Below are 17,291 nucleotides of genomic sequence, written 5' to 3' on the forward strand. Positions count from 1 at the left end.
TTAAAAACGGCTGTCGACCGCGGCAGCCAGTTTTGCCAGCACCTCGGCGCTGTCTTCCCAGCCGAGGCACGGATCGGTGATTGACTGACCATAGGTCAGCGCCGCACCGCTCACCACTTTCTGATTCCCTTCCTGCAGGAAACTCTCGATCATCACGCCCGCAACCGCGCGCGATCCGGCACGGATTTGCGCCGCCACATCATCGGCAACGTCACGCTGACGACCGTGCTGCTTCAGGCAGTTGCCGTGGCTGAAGTCGATCACCAATTGCTCCGGCAGATTGAAGTCGCGCAGATTGGCCGCTGCCGCCGCCACATCTTCGGCGTGATAGTTCGGCTGTCGACCGCCGCGCAGGATCACGTGACCATGCGGATTACCGCTGGTTTGATAGATGGTCATCTGACCGTTTTTATCCGGTGACAGGAACATGTGGCTGGCACGCGCGGCGCGAATCGCATCGACCGCAATTTGCACGTTGCCGTCGGTGCCGTTTTTGAAACCGACCGGACAGGAGAGCGCTGACGCCATTTCACGATGAATCTGGCTTTCGGTGGTACGCGCGCCAATCGCGCCCCAGCTGATCAGGTCGGCAATAAACTGGCCGATCACCATATCGAGGAATTCAGTGGCGGTTGGCAAGCCCAGCGCGTTGATATCCAGCAGCAGTTTGCGCGCAATGGCGATGCCGCGGTTTACATCGTAGCTGCCATCCAGATCGGGATCGGAGATCAGGCCTTTCCAGCCAATCACGGTGCGCGGTTTTTCGAAATAGGCACGCATCACGATTTCCAGACGATCTTTATGGCGCTCACGCAGCACGTTCAGACGTTCAGCATACTCAATCGCCGCTTTAGGATCGTGCAGCGAGCAAGGGCCAATAATCACCAGCAGACGCGGATCTTCACCGGTCAGAATGCGTGCGATGCGCTGGCGGGAAGCGGTGACGTTGGCGGCAATCTCTGCCGAAATAGGGTGTTCATGCGCGAGCGCAGCCGGAGTCAGCAGGCTACCGATGCGCGCGGTACGCAGTTCATCAGTCTTGTTCATTGAGATTCTCAAAAATTTGTTCTTCGCAGCGGTGAAATACCGGGAAGTGATGGTGATCACAATAAACTAATAGCCTGCGAATTCAACCTGCTAAAAACAAAGGTCTTAAAACCAGACGGAAGCCAGACTTTACGATTGCAATACAGCCAGGTATGTGGCGGGAGGTCGCCATTTATGGCGACCGGCAGAGAAACCTAATACATGCTGCGGCTCAGACCCATGATATCGAGGATTTTGGTGGCGATCTCTTCCACCGAATAGTTGGTGCTGTTGAGATAACGAATCTGGTTGGTACGGAATAGCGCTTCCACTTCGCCTACTTCGAGACGGCACTGGCGCAACGAAGCGTAGCGGGTATTTTCCGCGCGCTCCTGGCGAATCGCCGCCAGGCGTTCCGGGTCGATGGTTAAACCAAACAACTTATGCTGATGTGCACGCAGCGCCGGCGGCAGTTTCAGGTTATCCATATCATCGGCGATAAACGGATAGTTAGCGGCACGCACGCCAAACTGCATTGCCAGATACAAGCTGGTGGGCGTCTTCCCGCAGCGCGACACGCCGAGCAGAATCACCTGCGCATCTTCGAGGCCGCGCAGGGAAATGCCATCATCATGCGCAAGGGTGTAATCGATGGCGGCGATGCGCGCGTCATATTTGCCGAGGTTGCTGGCGGTCAAACCGTGCGTGCGGTGCGCCACCGGCATTGACGCCACGCCGAGTTCGCTCTGCAACGGTGCTACCAGCGCCTGCACGATGTCCTGACAAAAGCCTTCGCTTTCGAGAATAATTTCACGGACGTCGGGTGTGACGATGGAGAAGAACACCAGCGGGCGCACGCCGCTCTGCTGGTAGAGCGCGTTGATCTGCGCTTTAACCGCCTGAGCGCGTTGCACATTCTCGACAAATGGCAGCGTCACGCTGTGGGTCATCACCGGGAACTGGGATAACACCGCATGGCCCAGCACTTCGGCGGTAATGGCGGTGCCATCAGAGATGTAAAATACGCTGCGTTCAGTGTTCATAGTGCAAATATCCTCTTGCCTGGCAATGCCCAAATTGTCGATGGTAATATTTCATTTTAAATAATAATAAAATGAAATATCCATATTGTCCGCTATTGCGCTCACAAAGATGAATCAGCGAATAATCAATATTAGATGAAATGCTGTTTTGAAAAGCATTATTTTCGCGCATTTTCCTTTTCGCGCATGAAATAAAGTGTGAAGGCGTTGCGCAACAAAAATCAATCGCTAACCCTCTGAAAAGGGGAAAAATATCGTTACAGCAATCTATTAGCGTGAAATAGGGCGGTTGCGCAACACAATTAATTCTAAGTACTAATCCGATTTTTTCTTTCTTTTCCTGCTTTAACGATTCAACACTTAGTCTTTATTAATCGGTTGTGCCAGGCTGGTTTGGCGAATAGCAAAATGTTCCATGTGTGTTCACATCATTTAAAAGGATAATCTCAATGTCCAATCAAGACCAACAGTCGCTAGTGCTCTGGTACAACCAGCTTGGCATGCATGATGTTGATCGGGTGGGAGGCAAGAATGCTTCCCTTGGAGAAATGATTACGAATTTGTCGTCGCTGGGTGTTTCCGTACCAAACGGTTATGCGACCACATCTTACGCGTTTAATCTGTTCCTCGATCAAAGTGGACTGAACCAGCGGATCTATGATTTGCTGGATAAAACGGATGTTGATGATGTTGCTGAGCTCGCGCAAGCGGGTAAACAGATTCGTCAATGGGTGATCGATACGCCATTCCAGCCTGAACTGGAAGCGGCAATTCGTAGCGCCTACGAACAACTCTCTGCTGATGATGCCGACGCCTCCTTTGCGGTGCGCTCGTCAGCCACCGCCGAGGATATGCCCGACGCCTCGTTTGCCGGTCAGCAGGAGACTTTCCTTAACGTGCAGGGTTATGACGCGGTCATCATCGCGGTGAAGCACGTTTATGCCTCCTTATTTAACGATCGTGCCATCTCCTACCGTGTGCATCAGGGCTACGACCATCGCGGCGTGGCGCTCTCGGCGGGTATTCAACGCATGGTGCGATCGGACCTCGCCTCGTCGGGCGTGATGTTTACCATTGATACCGAATCTGGCTTTGATCAAGTGGTGTTTATCACCTCCGCCTTTGGTTTGGGCGAAATGGTGGTGCAGGGCGCGGTGAACCCCGACGAGTTCTACGTGCACAAACCAACGCTGGCCGCCAATCGTCCGGCGATTGTGCGCCGCACCATGGGCTCAAAAAAGCTGCGCATGGTGTATGCGGATTCGCAGGAGCATGGCGAGCAGGTGCTAATTGAAGATGTCGAGCAGGAACAGCGCGATCGCTTCAGCTTAACCGATGATGAAGTGCAGGCGCTGGCGCGTCAGGCGGTGCTGATTGAGCAGCACTACAAACGCCCAATGGACATTGAATGGGCGAAAGATGGCCACACCGGCAAACTGTTCATCGTGCAGGCGCGTCCGGAAACGGTGCGCTCCAACGGTCAGGTGATGGAACGTTATACGCTTCAGGGCAAAGGCAACGTGGTGGTCGAAGGCCGCGCCATTGGTCATCGCATCGGCGCCGGTGAAGTCAAAGTCATCCACGACATCAGCGAGATGCATCGCATTGAAAAAGGCGATGTGCTGGTAACCGACATGACCGATCCCGATTGGGAACCGATCATGAAGAAAGCCTCAGCCATCGTCACCAATCGCGGCGGTCGTACTTGCCATGCAGCGATCATCGCGCGTGAGCTGGGCATTCCGGCGGTGGTGGGCTGTGGCGATGCCACCGATCACCTGAAAGATGGCCACAAAGTCACGGTTTCCTGCGCCGAAGGTGATACCGGTTATGTCTATGACGAACTGCTGGACTTCGAGGTTACCAGCTCGCAGGTCGATACCATGCCGGAACTGCCGCTGAAGATCATGATGAACATCGGTAATCCGGATCGTGCGTTCGATTTCGCCTGCTTGCCGAACGAAGGTGTTGGCCTGGCGCGTCTGGAGTTCATTATCAACCGTATGATTGGCGTGCATCCCAAAGCGTTGCTGGAGTTTGATCAGCAAACGCCGGAATTGCAGCAGCAGATTCGTCAGATGATGAAAGGCTTTGATGACCCGATTGAGTTCTACATCGGCCGTCTGACCGAAGGGATTGCGACGCTGGGTGCCGCATTTGCGCCGAAGCGCGTGATTGTTCGTCTTTCCGATTTCAAAACCAACGAATACGCCAACCTGGTGGGTGGCGAGCGTTATGAGCCGGAAGAAGAGAACCCGATGCTCGGTTTCCGTGGCGCCGGTCGCTACGTTGCTGACAACTTCCGCGACTGCTTCAGGCTGGAGTGCGAAGCGGTGAAGCGCGTGCGTAACGAAATGGGGCTGACCAACGTTGAAATCATGATTCCGTTCGTGCGTACCGTCGATCAAGCCGAAGCGGTGGTCGCCGAGCTGGCGAAAAACGGTCTGAAGCGCGGCGAGAATGGCCTGAAAGTGATCATGATGTGTGAGATCCCGTCCAACGCCTTGCTGGCTGAGCAGTTCCTCGAGCACTTCGATGGCTTCTCCATCGGCTCTAACGACATGACACAGCTGGCGCTGGGCCTCGATCGTGACTCTGGCGTGGTGTCCGCGCTGTTTGATGAACGTAATGATGCCGTGAAAGCGCTGTTATCGATGTCGATCAAAGCGGCGAAAAAACAGGGCAAATACGTCGGTATTTGTGGTCAGGGACCGTCGGATCATCAGGACTTTGCGGCATGGTTAATGGAGCAGGGCATTGATAGCCTGTCGCTTAATCCGGATACCGTGGTTGAAACCTGGTTGAGTTTGGCAGAGCTGAACGCATCCAAACATTAACCAGGCGGTAATTTGATGTATCAGATGAGAATTTGACGTGTCATTAATGTAATTATCAAGGTCAGCGCTGCTGGCCTTGTTTTTTTGTCTGAAAAAAAGCCAAAAAAAAGCCCATCACAGGGGATGGGCAAAGACTACACACAGCAATTCTTCACTTTACTCAGGGGAATAAGGTTGTTTAGAAATCAGTAGCTTGATTCAAAACATAGGAAACATGTTATTGATCAGGCTCGCTGGCGTCTTTAAGAATCCTCTTATTAGTTTAAAGCTGATAACCTTTCGTGGCCTTTTTCTTCCCTGCTAAGCGGCAATTCAGCTGTAAAAATAATCATTCCGTAAGAGAATTCCGCCTAAAGCGCCTAAAACTGCGTTTTTTCTTAAAAACCGCTTATGAAAAAAATTTATTATCAGTAAGAAATGCGCGGTGGCGAGGTTGGGGCATTAGGCGGGTTAAAGTAAGGCCAGTGTAAAACTGAGAGAACGTGCATCTTCGTTGAGTGGGCGTTAATGTGAATGAGGTCGCCATGAACGGCGACCCGGCGGGGAAGGCTTAATGTAGTTCTTCTTCGTGATCGGCCAATGCTTCGATGGCGGTCTGCACATCGTCATCCGGTTCGGGCGCTTCATGCATCCACACTGAAACCAGACGATAAGAAACCGCCAGGACCACCGGACCGATAAACAGCCCAATCATACCGAAAGCAATCAATCCGCCAATAACGCCGGAAAGAATCAAGATCATCGGTAAATCGGCACCCATGCGAATCAACACCGGACGCAACACGCTGTCCAGCGTACCCACCACGCAACTCCACACCAGCAGCACCGTGCCCCACGTGGTATCGCCGCTCCAGTACAGCCAGATAATCGCTGGCACTAACACTATCAGCGGCCCGAGCTGTACCAGGCAGGTCAGAATCATTAACACGGTTAACAGCGTGGCGTAAGGAATGCCGGAAATGGCTAAACCAATACCGCCGAGCACGCCCTGAACCAGCGCGGTGACCACCACGCCTAGCGCCACAGCACGAATCGCCTGACCGGCCAGCAGCACTGCGGCATCGCCACGGCGTCCACTCATGCGATAGGCAAAATGACGAATGCCGTGGCCCACCTGCTCGCCGCGCCAGTAGAGCAGCACGCTGAACAACAGCATCACGATGAGGTGCATCATAAAGCGGCCGAAGTGGCCGGCCTGCGCCACAAAGAAGCCGGTGGTGCGACCAATATAAGGCTGCACCTGATTCAGCATCGCCGCGCCGCCGCCATCCACTAATTTGTGGTAGCTCGAGTAGAGTTTCCTGCCGACGTAGGGAATCTGTCGCAACCAATCGAAGTCAGGCATCACCAGATGGCGCTGCGTTGCCCAGGCGATCACCGGCGCACTGTTATCAATCAGGCTGCTGACCAGCAGGGCGATAGGAATAATAAACAGCAGTAATAGCAATATGGTCATGGCGATCACCGCCAGCGAGCGGCGTCCCCACAACATGTGCTGTAGACGAATCATCAACGGCCAGGTGGCGATCACCACCATGCTGGCCCAGGCGAAGCCAAGAATAAAGGGCTGCACCACCCACAGACTGGCGATGATCATGATTAGAATGAACATCAGTGAAAACAGCATTTGCGGTAAATCCATACCGCGTTGCAGGTCTTTCATCACAACGGTTAACCTCGATTGAATCCTTCAGAGTGGGGCTGAACAGCCCTGATTAATGATGATCTATTTCCTGAAAATTAAACAGGAAAAGCAGCGACGGCGGCGCGCTTTCCTGAAAAAACAGCAGCCAGCAGAAAAGTATGATAAAACCAAGGGCTGAAAAAAATCACGACGCAAACGTTTACAACATCTCGGTCACTCAATAATGATCCCACAGATTTCTCAGGCACCGGGCCTCGTTCAACTGGTGCTGACATTCCTGCAGTCCTTGAAAGAGCAAGGCTTTACCGGCGATACCGCCACCAGCTATGCCGATCGCCTCTCGCTTGCCACCGACAACAGTATTTATCAGCTGCTGCCTGATGCGGCGCTGTTTCCGCGCTCGACGGCGGATGTGGCGTTGATTGCGCGCCTTGCCGGTGAAACCCGTTTTACCAGCCTGGTGTTTACGCCACGCGGTGGCGGCACCGGCACCAACGGACAGTCGCTGAATCAGGGTATCGTGGTGGATATGTCGCGCTACATGAACCGCATCCTGGAAATCAACACCGAGCAAGGTTGGGTGCGGGTTGAAGCGGGCGTGGTGAAAGATCAACTCAATGCGTGGCTCAAGCCGTATGGCTTCTTCTTCTCGCCGGAGCTCTCCACCAGCAATCGCGCCACGCTCGGCGGCATGATCAACACCGATGCTTCGGGCCAGGGTTCGCTGGTGTATGGCAAAACCTCCGATCACGTTGAAGGCCTGCGCGCGGTGCTGCTGGGTGGTGACATCCTTGATACGCGCGCCATGCCGACTGAATTGGCGGAACAGCTGGCCAGCACGCCGACCGCAGAAGGGCGCATTTACCAGCAGGTGTTGAGTCGCTGCCGCGAACAGCGCGATCTGATTCTGGAGAAATTCCCCAAGCTCAATCGCTTCCTGACCGGCTACGATCTGCGTCATGTGTTCAGCGACGATTTGCAGACGTTTGATTTGACGCGTTTGCTGTGCGGCGCGGAAGGCACATTGGCCTTTATTACCGAAGCACGCCTCGACATCACGCCCATCCCTAAAGTGCGCCGTCTGGTCAACATCAAATACGATTCATTCGACTCGGCCCTGCGTAACGCCCCTTTAATGGTGGAAGCCAAAGCGCTTTCGGTGGAAACCGTTGACTCAAAAGTCTTGAATCTGGCGCGAGAAGATATCGTCTGGCATTCGGTAAATGAATTGATTACCGATGTGCCGGATACAGAGATGCTGGGGCTCAACATCGTGGAGTTTGCCGGTGATGATGGCGAAGTGATTGAGCAGCAGATTAGCACGCTATGTCAGCGCTTAGATGAGCTGATGCAGCAGCAGATGGGCGGCGTCATCGGCTATCAACTGTGTGACGATTTAGGCGGTATCGAGCGCATCTATAATATGCGCAAAAAAGCGGTTGGCCTGCTGGGGAACGCCAAAGGGCGCGCCAAGCCGATTCCGTTTGTGGAAGACACCGCGGTGCCGCCAGAACAGCTGGCGGATTACATCGTCGATTTTCGCGCGCTGCTCGACAGTCACGGCCTGAGCTACGGCATGTTTGGGCACGTGGATGCTGGCGTGCTGCATGTGCGTCCGGCGCTGGATATGTGCGATCCGCAGCAGGAGCTGCTGATGAAGCAGATCTCTGATGAAGTGGTGGCGCTGACCGCACGCTACGGCGGTTTATTGTGGGGCGAGCACGGCAAAGGTTTCCGCGCGCAGTACAGCCCGGAGTTCTTTGGCGAAACGTTATTCAATGAGCTGCGCCGCATCAAAGCCGCGTTCGATCCTGACAACCGCATGAATCCCGGCAAAATCTGTACGCCGCTCGGCAGTGATGAACCGATGATGCAGGTTGATGCGGTGAAACGCGGCACCTACGATCGGCAGATTCCGGTTACGGTGCGCAACGAGTGGCGCGGTGCGATGGAGTGTAATGGCAACGGTTTGTGCTTCAACTTCGATGCACGTAGCCCAATGTGCCCGTCGATGAAAATTACCCGCAACCGCATTCACTCGCCGAAAGGGCGCGCCACACTCACGCGTGAATGGCTGCGTTTGCTCTCCGAGCAGGGCGTGGATCCTACCCAACTTGAGCAGGCGCTGCCGAAACAGGGCGCCAGCTTGCGTACGCTGATTCAGCGCACGCGTAATACCTGGCACGCAAATCAGGGCGAATATGACTTCTCGCACGAAGTGAAAGAGGCGATGTCGGGCTGCCTGGCGTGTAAAGCCTGCTCGACGCAGTGCCCAATCAAGATCGATGTGCCGAACTTCCGTTCACGCTTCCTGCAGCTGTATCACACCCGCTATCTGCGCCCGATGAGCGATCATCTGGTAGCCACCGTGGAGAGTTACGCGCCGCTGATGGCCAAAGCGCCTAAGGTGTTCAACTTTTTCCTCAAGCAGCCGTGGATGCGCGAGCTGAGCAAAAAGCATATCGGCATGGTGGATTTGCCGCTGCTGTCATCGCCGAGCCTCAAGCAGCAGTTAGGCGGCCATCCGGCGATGAACCTGACGCTGGAGCAGTTAGAAGCGCTGGATGCGGCGCAACGCGAAAACTGCGTGCTGGTGGTACAAGATCCCTTTACCAGCTATTACGAGGCACAGCTGGTCACCGATTTCGTCAAGCTGATTGAGAAACTCGGTTATCGTCCGGTGCTGCTGCCGTTCTCACCGAATGGCAAGGCGCAGCATGTGAAAGGCTTCCTGCAGCGCTTTGCGCGCACCGCCAGCAAAACCGCTGATTTTCTCAATCGCGTGGCAAAACTGAGCATGCCGATGGTCGGTGTCGATCCGGCGACCGTGCTCTGTTACCGCGATGAGTACCATCAGGTGCTGGGCGAGCAGCGCGGCGAGTTTAACGTGCAGCTGGTGCATGAGTGGCTGCAAACCGCCTTGTCGGCACGTGCGGAGCAAACCGCCAGCGGCGAAGCCTGGTATCTGTTTGCGCACTGCACCGAAGTGACCGCGCTACCGTCCACGCCGAATCAGTGGCAGAGCATTTTTGCGCGCTTTGGTGCGAAGCTGGAAAACGTCAATGTGGGCTGCTGCGGAATGGCGGGAACCTACGGCCACGAAAGCGTAAACCTGGAAAATTCGCTGGGGATTTATGAGCTGTCCTGGCATCCGCAATTGCAAAAGCTGCCGCGTCAGCGCTGTCTGGCAACCGGTTTTTCGTGTCGTAGTCAGGTAAAACGCGCAGAAGGCAATGGCATGCGTCATCCACTGCAAGCATTACTGGAAATGATGTAAACAAATTGTAGGAGACGTCACAAAGCTGGATTAGAATATCCAGCCTGCGTGGCGAACAAAATCACTCTGCAGGCGGGTGGCTTGATCCCACTCGCCGCTGAGCGCCAGTTGATGACACAAGCGTGTTAATGACAGGCGCGCCAGTTGATAGGCCTGAATCCGGAACAAACGGTCACGATCGGCATTGCCCATCTCCTGCACTAAGCGGTGATGGAGCTTGCCCATGGCATGCAGAAAGCTGTGATCGTCGCCGTTGAGTTCGCAGATTTCTGCCATATCCAGGCAGGTGTCGTTAAAGCGACGCAGTTGGTCGAGCGTGCAATCAGTGCGGTTGAGCTTTGCCTGAGCCATGTAGAAGTCAACGGTGATATCACGCACCGAAAACTTATATTCATCGATTTTATGTTGTAACCAGGCTGAGACGGTAAGCGTCATATCGCCACCTTTTTAGGTTAATGATAATCATTATCATATTAAACCGCGTCAGGAATGCAATTCCCGCTGTGAAATTTTATTGATTTCCTCTGCCTGTTACTAAAATCGGTAATAACAATTTCTTTACATAGTGGAAAGGCGTAACCTATCAATCAGGATGGAAACGTAAAATTGATTTTGGAAATTTTACGACAATTTAACGGGTTACGTTGGTCAGGCGCGCACGGGAATGCAGCCGTCAATCTGCTTTGAAGCGACTATGCTTAATAAAGCAGCAGTAAAAAACAGCACGAGATGATTATCCCTGCAAAACAAGAGGTTGAAGTGATATCTGATATCACTACCATAGGGGGATAGCCTGAAAAGGCCCAGACATACGAGGTAGCACAATGTCATCAGTAAATGCCGACTCTTTTTCACCCGAAGATTTCGTCTGGAAAGGGCTCACGCTGACCGAATCGGCAGCGAAACAGATTCTTAACCTGGTAGAACAAGACCCTGAAGTCAAGGGCTTGAAACTGGGTGTGAAAACGTCCGGCTGTGCCGGTTTTGGGTACGTTATGGACCTGGTGAAAGATCCTGCCGATGACGACCTGCAGTTTGAGCAATTCGGCGCAAAACTGTTTGTGCCACTTCAGGCGATGCCGTTTGTTGACGGTACCGAGCTGGATTATGTCCGCGAAGGTCTTAACCAGATTTTTAAATTCAACAACCCTAAAGCTCAACACGCCTGCGGGTGCGGTGAAAGCTTTGGCGTCGAGTAAGTGAAATATGTCACGACACAGCGAAGCATCTGACGATGTACAAATGTGGGAAGGTAAGCTCAACTATAAAGAGGGCTTCTTTACCCAGTTACAAACTGAAGAATTTGCCCACGGCATCAATGAAGATGTGGTGCGCGCCATTTCGGCTAAACGTAACGAACCTGAATGGATGCTTGAATTCCGTCTCAAGGCGTTCCGCGCCTGGGAGCAAATGGAAGAGCCGCACTGGCTGAAAGCGCATTACGAGAAACTGGATTATCAGGATTACAGCTACTATTCCGCGCCGTCCTGCGGCAACTGTGATGACAGCTGTGCTTCTGAACCCGGTGCCACGCAAACCTCCGGCAGCGTCGCGTCCAGTGACTACCTGACGAAGGAAGTGGAAGACGCGTTCAACCAGTTAGGCGTTCCGGTGCGTGAAGGTCGTGAAGTGGCGGTGGATGCGATTTTCGACTCCGTCTCCGTTTCAACCACCTATCGCGGCAAGCTGGCGGAGCAGGGCATCATCTTCTGCTCGTTCGGCGAAGCGATTCACGATCACCCTGAGCTGGTGCAGAAGTATCTCGGCACCGTCGTGCCGCCAAACGATAACTTCTTCGCTGCGCTGAACTCCGCTGTGGCCTCTGACGGTACCTTCGTTTATATCCCGAAAGGCGTACGTTGCCCGATGGAGCTGTCGACCTATTTCCGCATCAACGCGGCAAAAACCGGTCAGTTCGAGCGCACCATTTTGATCGCCGATGAAGACAGCTACGTCAGCTACATCGAAGGTTGCTCTGCGCCTGTGCGTGACACCTATCAGCTGCACGCCGCAGTGGTAGAAGTGATCATCCATAAAAACGCTGAAGTGAAATATTCCACTGTACAGAACTGGTTCCCAGGCGGCGAAGGCGAGGGCGGTATCCTCAACTTCGTGACCAAACGTGCCCTGTGCGAAGGCGATCACAGCAAGATGTCCTGGACGCAGTCTGAGACCGGTTCGGCGATCACCTGGAAATATCCAAGCTGCATTCTGCGCGGTGATTACTCGATCGGTGAGTTCTACTCGGTCGCACTGACCGCAGGCCGCCAGCAGGCGGATACCGGTACCAAGATGATTCACATTGGTAAAAACACCAAGTCGACCATCATCTCCAAAGGTATCTCTGCCGGTAAGAGTCAGAACACCTATCGTGGCCTGGTGAAAATTATGCCAACCGCGACCAACGCGCGTAACTTCACCCAGTGTGACTCGATGCTGATTGGTGCCGAGTGCGGTGCGCACACCTTCCCGTATGTGGAAACGCGCAACAACACCGCCCATCTGGAGCACGAAGCCACCACCTCGCGCATCGGTGAAGATCAGATGTTCTACTGCCTGCAGCGTGGCATCAGCGAAGAAGATGCGATCTCAATGATCGTCAACGGCTTCTGCAAAGACGTTTTCTCCGAGCTGCCACTGGAATTCGCCGTGGAAGCGCAAAAATTGTTAGCTATCAGCCTTGAGCACAGTGTGGGCTGATGCCCGTTGCCGGAAGCAATGTGAAGGAAAGAGTATGTTAAGCATTAAAGATTTGCAGGTTAGCGTTGAAGACAAAGAGATTTTGCGCGGTCTGAACCTTGAAGTGAAACCGGGCGAAGTCCACGCCATCATGGGACCGAATGGTTCAGGTAAAAGTACCCTGTCTGCAACGCTGGCTGGTCGTGAAGATTACGAAGTCACTGGCGGTTCTGTCACCTTTAAGGGCAAAGACCTGCTGGAGCTTGAGCCAGAAGAGCGTGCCGGTGAAGGCATTTTCATGGCGTTCCAGTATCCGGTAGAAATTCCGGGCGTCAGCAACCAGTTTTTCCTGCAGACCTCGGTCAACGCGGTACGTAAATACCGTGAGCAGGAGCCGCTGGACCGTTTCGACTTCCAGGATTTCATCGAAGATAAAATCCAGCTGCTGAAGATGCCAGAAGATTTGCTGACCCGTTCAGTGAACGTGGGCTTCTCCGGTGGTGAGAAGAAGCGTAACGACATCCTGCAGATGGCGGCACTGGAACCTGAGCTGTGCATCCTTGATGAAACCGACTCCGGTCTGGATATCGATGCGCTGAAAATCGTGGCAGAAGGCGTAAACAGCCTGCGCGACGGTAAGCGTTCATTCATCATCGTGACGCACTACCAGCGTATTCTGGATTACATCAAGCCGGACCACGTACATGTGCTGTATCAGGGCAAGATCGTTAAATCTGGCGACTTCTCGTTGGTGAAACAGTTGGAGGAGCAAGGCTATGGCTGGCTTACCGACCAAGAGTGATAACGCCCTGCAGCAGTGGCATCATCTGTTTGAATCGCGCGGTGACGTGCGTTCTTTGCAGGCGCAGCAGCACTGGCAGCAACTGATGCGTGTCGGCCTGCCGACGCGTAAGCATGAAAACTGGAAATACACGCCGCTTGATGGCCTGTTGGCGCAGCAGTTTGTGCTGCCGCAGCCGCAGGAAGTGAGCGCGGAACAAGTTGAAGCGCTGGCGCTGCCGGTTGATGCGGTGCGTCTGGTGTTTGTTGACGGCCGTTTTCAGGCTGAATTGAGCAGCCGTGATACCGGCCTGTTTGAAATTCAGCATGCGCAGGCTTCTGAGCGTCGTCCGCTACCGGCACCGATTCAGCCAGAAGTGTTCCTGCATCTGACTGAAAGTCTGGCAGAAGAAGCCACGACAATTCGTCTGGCGCGTGGCAAATCAGCGGCTAAACCGCTTTATCTGTTGCACATCACCAGCGGTCAGGATGCGGGCACCAACACCGTGCACCATCGCCACCATCTGCAGCTGGAAGCCAGCGCAGAAGCGGAAGTGATTGAGCACTATGTCACGCTGAATGACGTGGCGCACTTTACCGGCGCGCGTTTCACTTTCGACGTGGCCGACAATGCCAAACTGCAGCACATCAAACTGTCATTTGAGAGCGAGAAGGCTTACCACTTCGCGCACAATGATGTGGTGATGGGCCGCGATGCAAATGTGGCCACTACCAGCTTCCTGCTGGGTGCGGGCTTATCGCGTCATAACACCAGCGCGCAGCTGAATGGCGAAAATACCAATCTGGCGATCAACAGCTTGTCGTTGCCGGTGAATCAGGAAGTGTGCGATACCCGCAGCTATCTGGAACACAACAAAGGCTACTGCACCAGCCGTCAGATGCATAAAGTCATCGCGCGCGATAAAGGTCGTGCGGTGTTCAACGGCATGATCAAAGTGGCGCAGCACGCGCTGAAAACCGACGGACAGATGACCAACAACAACCTGTTGCTGGGCCGTCTGGCTGAAGTGGACACCAAGCCGCAGCTGGAAATCTATGCGGATGACGTGAAGTGCAGCCACGGTGCGACCATTGGTCGTATTGATGAAGAGCAGATGTTCTACCTGCGCTCACGCGGCATCGATGAGACTGCCGCACAGCGTATGATCATCCATGCCTTTGCCGCTGAACTCACCGAAACGCTGGAGAATCCGGTACTGCGTCAGGTGGTGCTGCAGCGCATTGCCGCGCGTATCCCGGGAGTTGAGTCATGAGTTTCGATCTCGAACGCATCAGAGCGGAATTTCCGATTCTGAAACGTGAGGTCAACGGACATCCGCTGGCCTACCTTGATAGCGCGGCCAGCGCACAGCGCCCGCTCGCGGTCATCAATGCGGAAAGTTATTTCTACCAGCACGGCTATGCGGCCGTGCACCGTGGTATCCATTCGTTGAGCGCGCAGGCGACCACCGACATGGAGAACGTACGTCATCAGGCCGCGCGTTTTCTTAACGCCGCTTCGCCAGAAGAGATTATTTTCGTCAAAGGCACCACGGAAGCCATCAATCTGGTGGCGAACAGTTGGGGCGGCAGTCAGTTGCAGCCGGGCGACAACATCATCGTCACCGAGATGGAGCATCACGCTAACATCGTGCCGTGGCAGATGGTGGCGCAGCGCACTGGCGCAGAAATTCGCGTTTTGCCGCTGAATGCGCAGGGCGAGCTGGCGCTGGAACAGCTGAGTGGTTTGATCGATAGCCGCACCCGTTTGCTGGCGGTCACCCACGTTTCTAACGTGCTCGGCACCGTCAATCCCGTAAAAGCTATCGTGGCTCAAGCGAAAGCCGCTGGTGTGATTACGTTGGTGGATGGCGCGCAGGCGGTGATGCATCACACGGTGGATGTGCAGGATATCAACTGCGACTTCTACGCTTTCTCTGGCCATAAAATTTATGGTCCAACTGGCATTGGTGTGCTGTATGCGCGTAAAGCGTTGCAGGAGATCATGCCACCCTGGGAAGGCGGCGGTTCGATGATTTCGGAGGTTGTGCTGCCAACCGGCACCACCTTTAACACTACGCCATGGCGTTTCGAAGCGGGCACGCCGAATACCGGCGGCATCATTGGTTTGGGTGCGGCGTTAACGTGGATCAGCGAACTGGGCCTGGACGTGATTCATCAGCGCGAATCGATGCTGATGCGTTATGCGCTGGACAAACTGGCTTCGGTGCCGGATCTGGTGATTTACGGTCCGGAAAGCCGCAGCGGCGTGGTGGCCTTCAACCTCGGCAACCATCACGCCTTTGATGTCGGTAGTTTCCTTGATCAATACGGTATTGCGATCCGCACCGGCCATCACTGTGCGATGCCGCTGATGCGTCATTATGCGGTGCCGGCCATGTGTCGTGCCTCCTTCGCACTGTACAACACCGAAGAAGAAGCCGATCGTCTGGCCGCAGGTTTGACCCGTATTCATCGTCTGCTGGGCGGTTGAGCAGACTTCAGGAGTGATTCATGGCGAATTTGCCAGATAAAGAGAGATTAGTGCGTAACTTCAATCGTTGCGCAAACTGGGAAGAGAAGTACCTCTACATCATTGAACTCGGTGGGAAATTACCAGAATCCTCCGAAAGCTTACAGCAGCCGGAACACGTGATTTCAGGTTGTCAGAGCCAGGTGTGGATACGCATGACCCCGCAGGCCGATGGCACCATCACCCTCGAAGGCGACAGCGATGCCGCCATCGTTAAAGGGTTGATTGCAGTGGTATTTAGCCTGTATCAAGGGCTTAAGGCGTCAGAGATTCTCGATCTCGATGTGCGTCACTGGTTCGGCGAATTGGCGCTGACCTCACATCTCACTCCCTCGCGTTCGCAGGGGCTGGAAGCGATGATTCGCGCGATCCGGCATAACGCTCAGACCCTCAGCTAAGTTACACTCTCCAGACCCCGGCTTGACCGGGGTCTGTTCTATCCGACAAAGAGAAAATTGCATGAAACCAGCCTTACGTTTAGCCGGTGCATTGCTGTTGTCCTGTTGCGGACTCTCTGCACCTGCATTTGCTACGGAATATCCCCTACCGGCCGATAACAGCCGTTTGATTGGCGAAAATACCCTGACCACCGTGCCGGATGACAAGCGGCCGCTGGAGAGCATTGCCGCACGTTATAAGATAGGCATGCTCGGCATGCTTGAAGCTAATCCAGGCGTTGATCCCTGGCTGCCCAAGGCTGGCACACAATTAACCGTGCCACTGCAGATGCTGCTACCCGATGCGCCACGGGAAGGTATCGTGATCAACCTCGCGGAACTGCGACTTTACTATTATCCGAAAGGTGAAGATCGTGTGGTCGTCTATCCGATCGGGATCGGTCAGTTAGGCGCCATGACGCCAACCATGGTCACCAGCATCAGCCAGAAAATCCCGAATCCTACCTGGACGCCAACCACCAATATCCGCAAGCGCTACGCCAAAGAGGGCATTACCTTGCCGGGCGTGGTGCCAGCCGGGCCTGATAACCCAATGGGGCTGTTTGCGATGCGTCTGGCGCGTGGGACCGGTCAGTATTTGATTCACGGCACCAATGCTGACTTTGGTATTGGCATGCGCGTGAGTTCCGGCTGCATTCGCCTGCGACCGGATGATATTGAAGCGCTGTTCAATAGCGTGCCGAAAGGGACGCGGGTGCAGGTGATCAATCAGCCCATCAAATATGCGATTGAACCCGACGGTAAGCGCTACGTTGAAGTGCATCAGCCGTTATCACGTAATGATAAGGACGATCCGCAAACCATGCCGATTGCGCAGTCAGCGCAGCTGAAAGCCTTCTCGAAGAGCGAGAAGAGTGATACGGCGTTGATCAAGGAAGCGATAGCCCGACGTTCCGGGATGCCGGTATTAGTGAGCAGCGGTGAGCCGGTTACAGATGAAAGCGCAGTACCAACGGAGCAGCGTGGTGAAGCTGTAGCGCAGCCCTGAATTCGGACCAGAGAATCGCAGAATC

Annotated in this window: 13 protein-coding genes and 1 other RNA gene; 9 read left to right on the forward strand and 5 right to left on the reverse strand. The window is 54.3% G+C overall.

Annotation, left to right across the window (positions count from 1 at the left end):
* Both FCN45_RS08630 and FCN45_RS08635 read right to left on the reverse strand, forming a co-directional pair.
* A complete protein-coding gene (locus FCN45_RS08630) occupies positions 1-1,047 on the reverse strand; it encodes a 3-deoxy-7-phosphoheptulonate synthase (RefSeq protein WP_137385667.1) in 1,047 nt (348 codons plus the stop codon).
* Between the two features lie 194 nt (positions 1,048-1,241).
* Complete coding sequence (locus FCN45_RS08635; protein ID WP_101764564.1) at positions 1,242-2,069, reverse strand: pyruvate, water dikinase regulatory protein; 828 nt, start codon at positions 2,067-2,069, stop codon at positions 1,242-1,244.
* Positions 2,070-2,518: 449 nt separating this feature from the next.
* Between FCN45_RS08635 and ppsA the strand changes: the two genes are divergently transcribed.
* Positions 2,519-4,906: a phosphoenolpyruvate synthase gene (gene ppsA, locus FCN45_RS08640; protein WP_137385668.1), complete on the forward strand. Its 2,388-nt coding sequence runs from the start codon at positions 2,519-2,521 to the stop codon at positions 4,904-4,906.
* A gap of 99 nt (positions 4,907-5,005) precedes the next feature.
* Here ppsA and rprA read toward each other — a convergent pair.
* Together rprA and ydiK are read right to left on the reverse strand one after the other, a co-directional pair.
* Positions 5,006-5,113: antisense sRNA RprA (gene rprA / locus FCN45_RS08645), an RNA gene on the reverse strand.
* 343 nt (positions 5,114-5,456) lie between these two features.
* Complete coding sequence (gene ydiK, locus FCN45_RS08650) at positions 5,457-6,569, reverse strand: AI-2E family transporter YdiK (RefSeq protein ID WP_137385669.1); 1,113 nt, start codon at positions 6,567-6,569, stop codon at positions 5,457-5,459.
* Between the two features lie 205 nt (positions 6,570-6,774).
* Between ydiK and FCN45_RS08655 the strand changes: the two genes are divergently transcribed.
* A complete protein-coding gene (locus FCN45_RS08655) occupies positions 6,775-9,828 on the forward strand; it encodes an FAD-binding and (Fe-S)-binding domain-containing protein (protein ID WP_137385670.1) in 3,054 nt (1,017 codons plus the stop codon).
* A 30-nt stretch (positions 9,829-9,858) separates the two neighbouring features.
* Here FCN45_RS08655 and FCN45_RS08660 read toward each other — a convergent pair whose 3' ends face one another.
* Positions 9,859-10,263: a hypothetical protein gene (locus tag FCN45_RS08660; RefSeq protein WP_008102969.1), complete on the reverse strand. Its 405-nt coding sequence runs from the start codon at positions 10,261-10,263 to the stop codon at positions 9,859-9,861.
* A gap of 389 nt (positions 10,264-10,652) precedes the next feature.
* On the opposite strand from FCN45_RS08660, the gene sufA reads away from it, so the two are divergent.
* The 7 genes from sufA (at position 10,653) to FCN45_RS08695 (ending at position 17,266) form a co-directional block, all read left to right on the forward strand.
* Complete coding sequence (sufA, locus tag FCN45_RS08665) at positions 10,653-11,027, forward strand: Fe-S cluster assembly scaffold SufA (protein WP_007892717.1); 375 nt, start codon at positions 10,653-10,655, stop codon at positions 11,025-11,027.
* Positions 11,028-11,034: 7 nt separating this feature from the next.
* Positions 11,035-12,528, forward strand: coding sequence for a Fe-S cluster assembly protein SufB (gene sufB, locus FCN45_RS08670; protein ID WP_101764559.1), 1,494 nt, complete (start codon positions 11,035-11,037; stop codon positions 12,526-12,528).
* Between the two features lie 34 nt (positions 12,529-12,562).
* Positions 12,563-13,309 carry a Fe-S cluster assembly ATPase SufC gene (gene sufC, locus FCN45_RS08675; protein ID WP_008102973.1) on the forward strand — a complete coding sequence of 249 codons (747 nt, stop codon included), beginning with the start codon at positions 12,563-12,565 and terminating at the stop codon, positions 13,307-13,309.
* The gene (gene sufD / locus FCN45_RS08680; protein WP_110866026.1) at positions 13,284-14,561 is read left to right on the forward strand and encodes a Fe-S cluster assembly protein SufD; all 1,278 of its coding nucleotides are present in this window, start codon (positions 13,284-13,286) and stop codon (positions 14,559-14,561) included. Before sufC ends, sufD begins: the two co-directional genes overlap by 26 nt.
* Entirely contained in the window at positions 14,558-15,781 is a 1,224-nt protein-coding gene (sufS, locus tag FCN45_RS08685; RefSeq protein ID WP_137385671.1) for a cysteine desulfurase SufS, read from the forward strand. Before sufD ends, sufS begins: the two co-directional genes overlap by 4 nt.
* A 20-nt stretch (positions 15,782-15,801) precedes the next feature.
* Entirely contained in the window at positions 15,802-16,218 is a 417-nt protein-coding gene (gene sufE, locus FCN45_RS08690) for a cysteine desulfuration protein SufE (protein WP_137385672.1), read from the forward strand.
* 61 nt (positions 16,219-16,279) lie between these two features.
* On the forward strand, positions 16,280-17,266 hold the full coding sequence (locus FCN45_RS08695) for a L,D-transpeptidase family protein (RefSeq protein WP_137385673.1): 987 nt from the start codon (positions 16,280-16,282) through the stop codon (positions 17,264-17,266).
* Positions 17,267-17,291 lie beyond the last annotated feature (25 nt).

The sequence above is a fragment of the Pantoea sp. SO10 genome, from assembly GCF_005281435.1.
GTDB classification, from domain to species: domain Bacteria; phylum Pseudomonadota; class Gammaproteobacteria; order Enterobacterales; family Enterobacteriaceae; genus Pantoea; species Pantoea leporis.

Bases quoted from the DNA above. Each gene is read 5' to 3' on its own strand.
- ydiK (WP_137385669.1), bottom strand. From the start codon at position 6,569: ATGAAAGACCTGCAACGCGGTATGGATTTACCGCAAATGCTGTTTTCA.
- sufE (WP_137385672.1), top strand. From the start codon at position 15,802: ATGGCGAATTTGCCAGATAAAGAGAGATTAGTGCGTAACTTCAATCGT.
- sufC (WP_008102973.1), top strand. From the start codon at position 12,563: ATGTTAAGCATTAAAGATTTGCAGGTTAGCGTTGAAGACAAAGAGATT.
- FCN45_RS08630 (WP_137385667.1), bottom strand. From the start codon at position 1,047: ATGAACAAGACTGATGAACTGCGTACCGCGCGCATCGGTAGCCTGCTG.
- sufS (WP_137385671.1), top strand. From the start codon at position 14,558: ATGAGTTTCGATCTCGAACGCATCAGAGCGGAATTTCCGATTCTGAAA.
- sufB (WP_101764559.1), top strand. From the start codon at position 11,035: ATGTCACGACACAGCGAAGCATCTGACGATGTACAAATGTGGGAAGGT.
- sufD (WP_110866026.1), top strand. From the start codon at position 13,284: ATGGCTGGCTTACCGACCAAGAGTGATAACGCCCTGCAGCAGTGGCAT.
- FCN45_RS08660 (WP_008102969.1), bottom strand. From the start codon at position 10,263: ATGACGCTTACCGTCTCAGCCTGGTTACAACATAAAATCGATGAATAT.
- sufA (WP_007892717.1), top strand. From the start codon at position 10,653: ATGTCATCAGTAAATGCCGACTCTTTTTCACCCGAAGATTTCGTCTGG.
- FCN45_RS08695 (WP_137385673.1), top strand. From the start codon at position 16,280: ATGAAACCAGCCTTACGTTTAGCCGGTGCATTGCTGTTGTCCTGTTGC.
- FCN45_RS08655 (WP_137385670.1), top strand. From the start codon at position 6,775: ATGATCCCACAGATTTCTCAGGCACCGGGCCTCGTTCAACTGGTGCTG.
- ppsA (WP_137385668.1), top strand. From the start codon at position 2,519: ATGTCCAATCAAGACCAACAGTCGCTAGTGCTCTGGTACAACCAGCTT.
- FCN45_RS08635 (WP_101764564.1), bottom strand. From the start codon at position 2,069: ATGAACACTGAACGCAGCGTATTTTACATCTCTGATGGCACCGCCATT.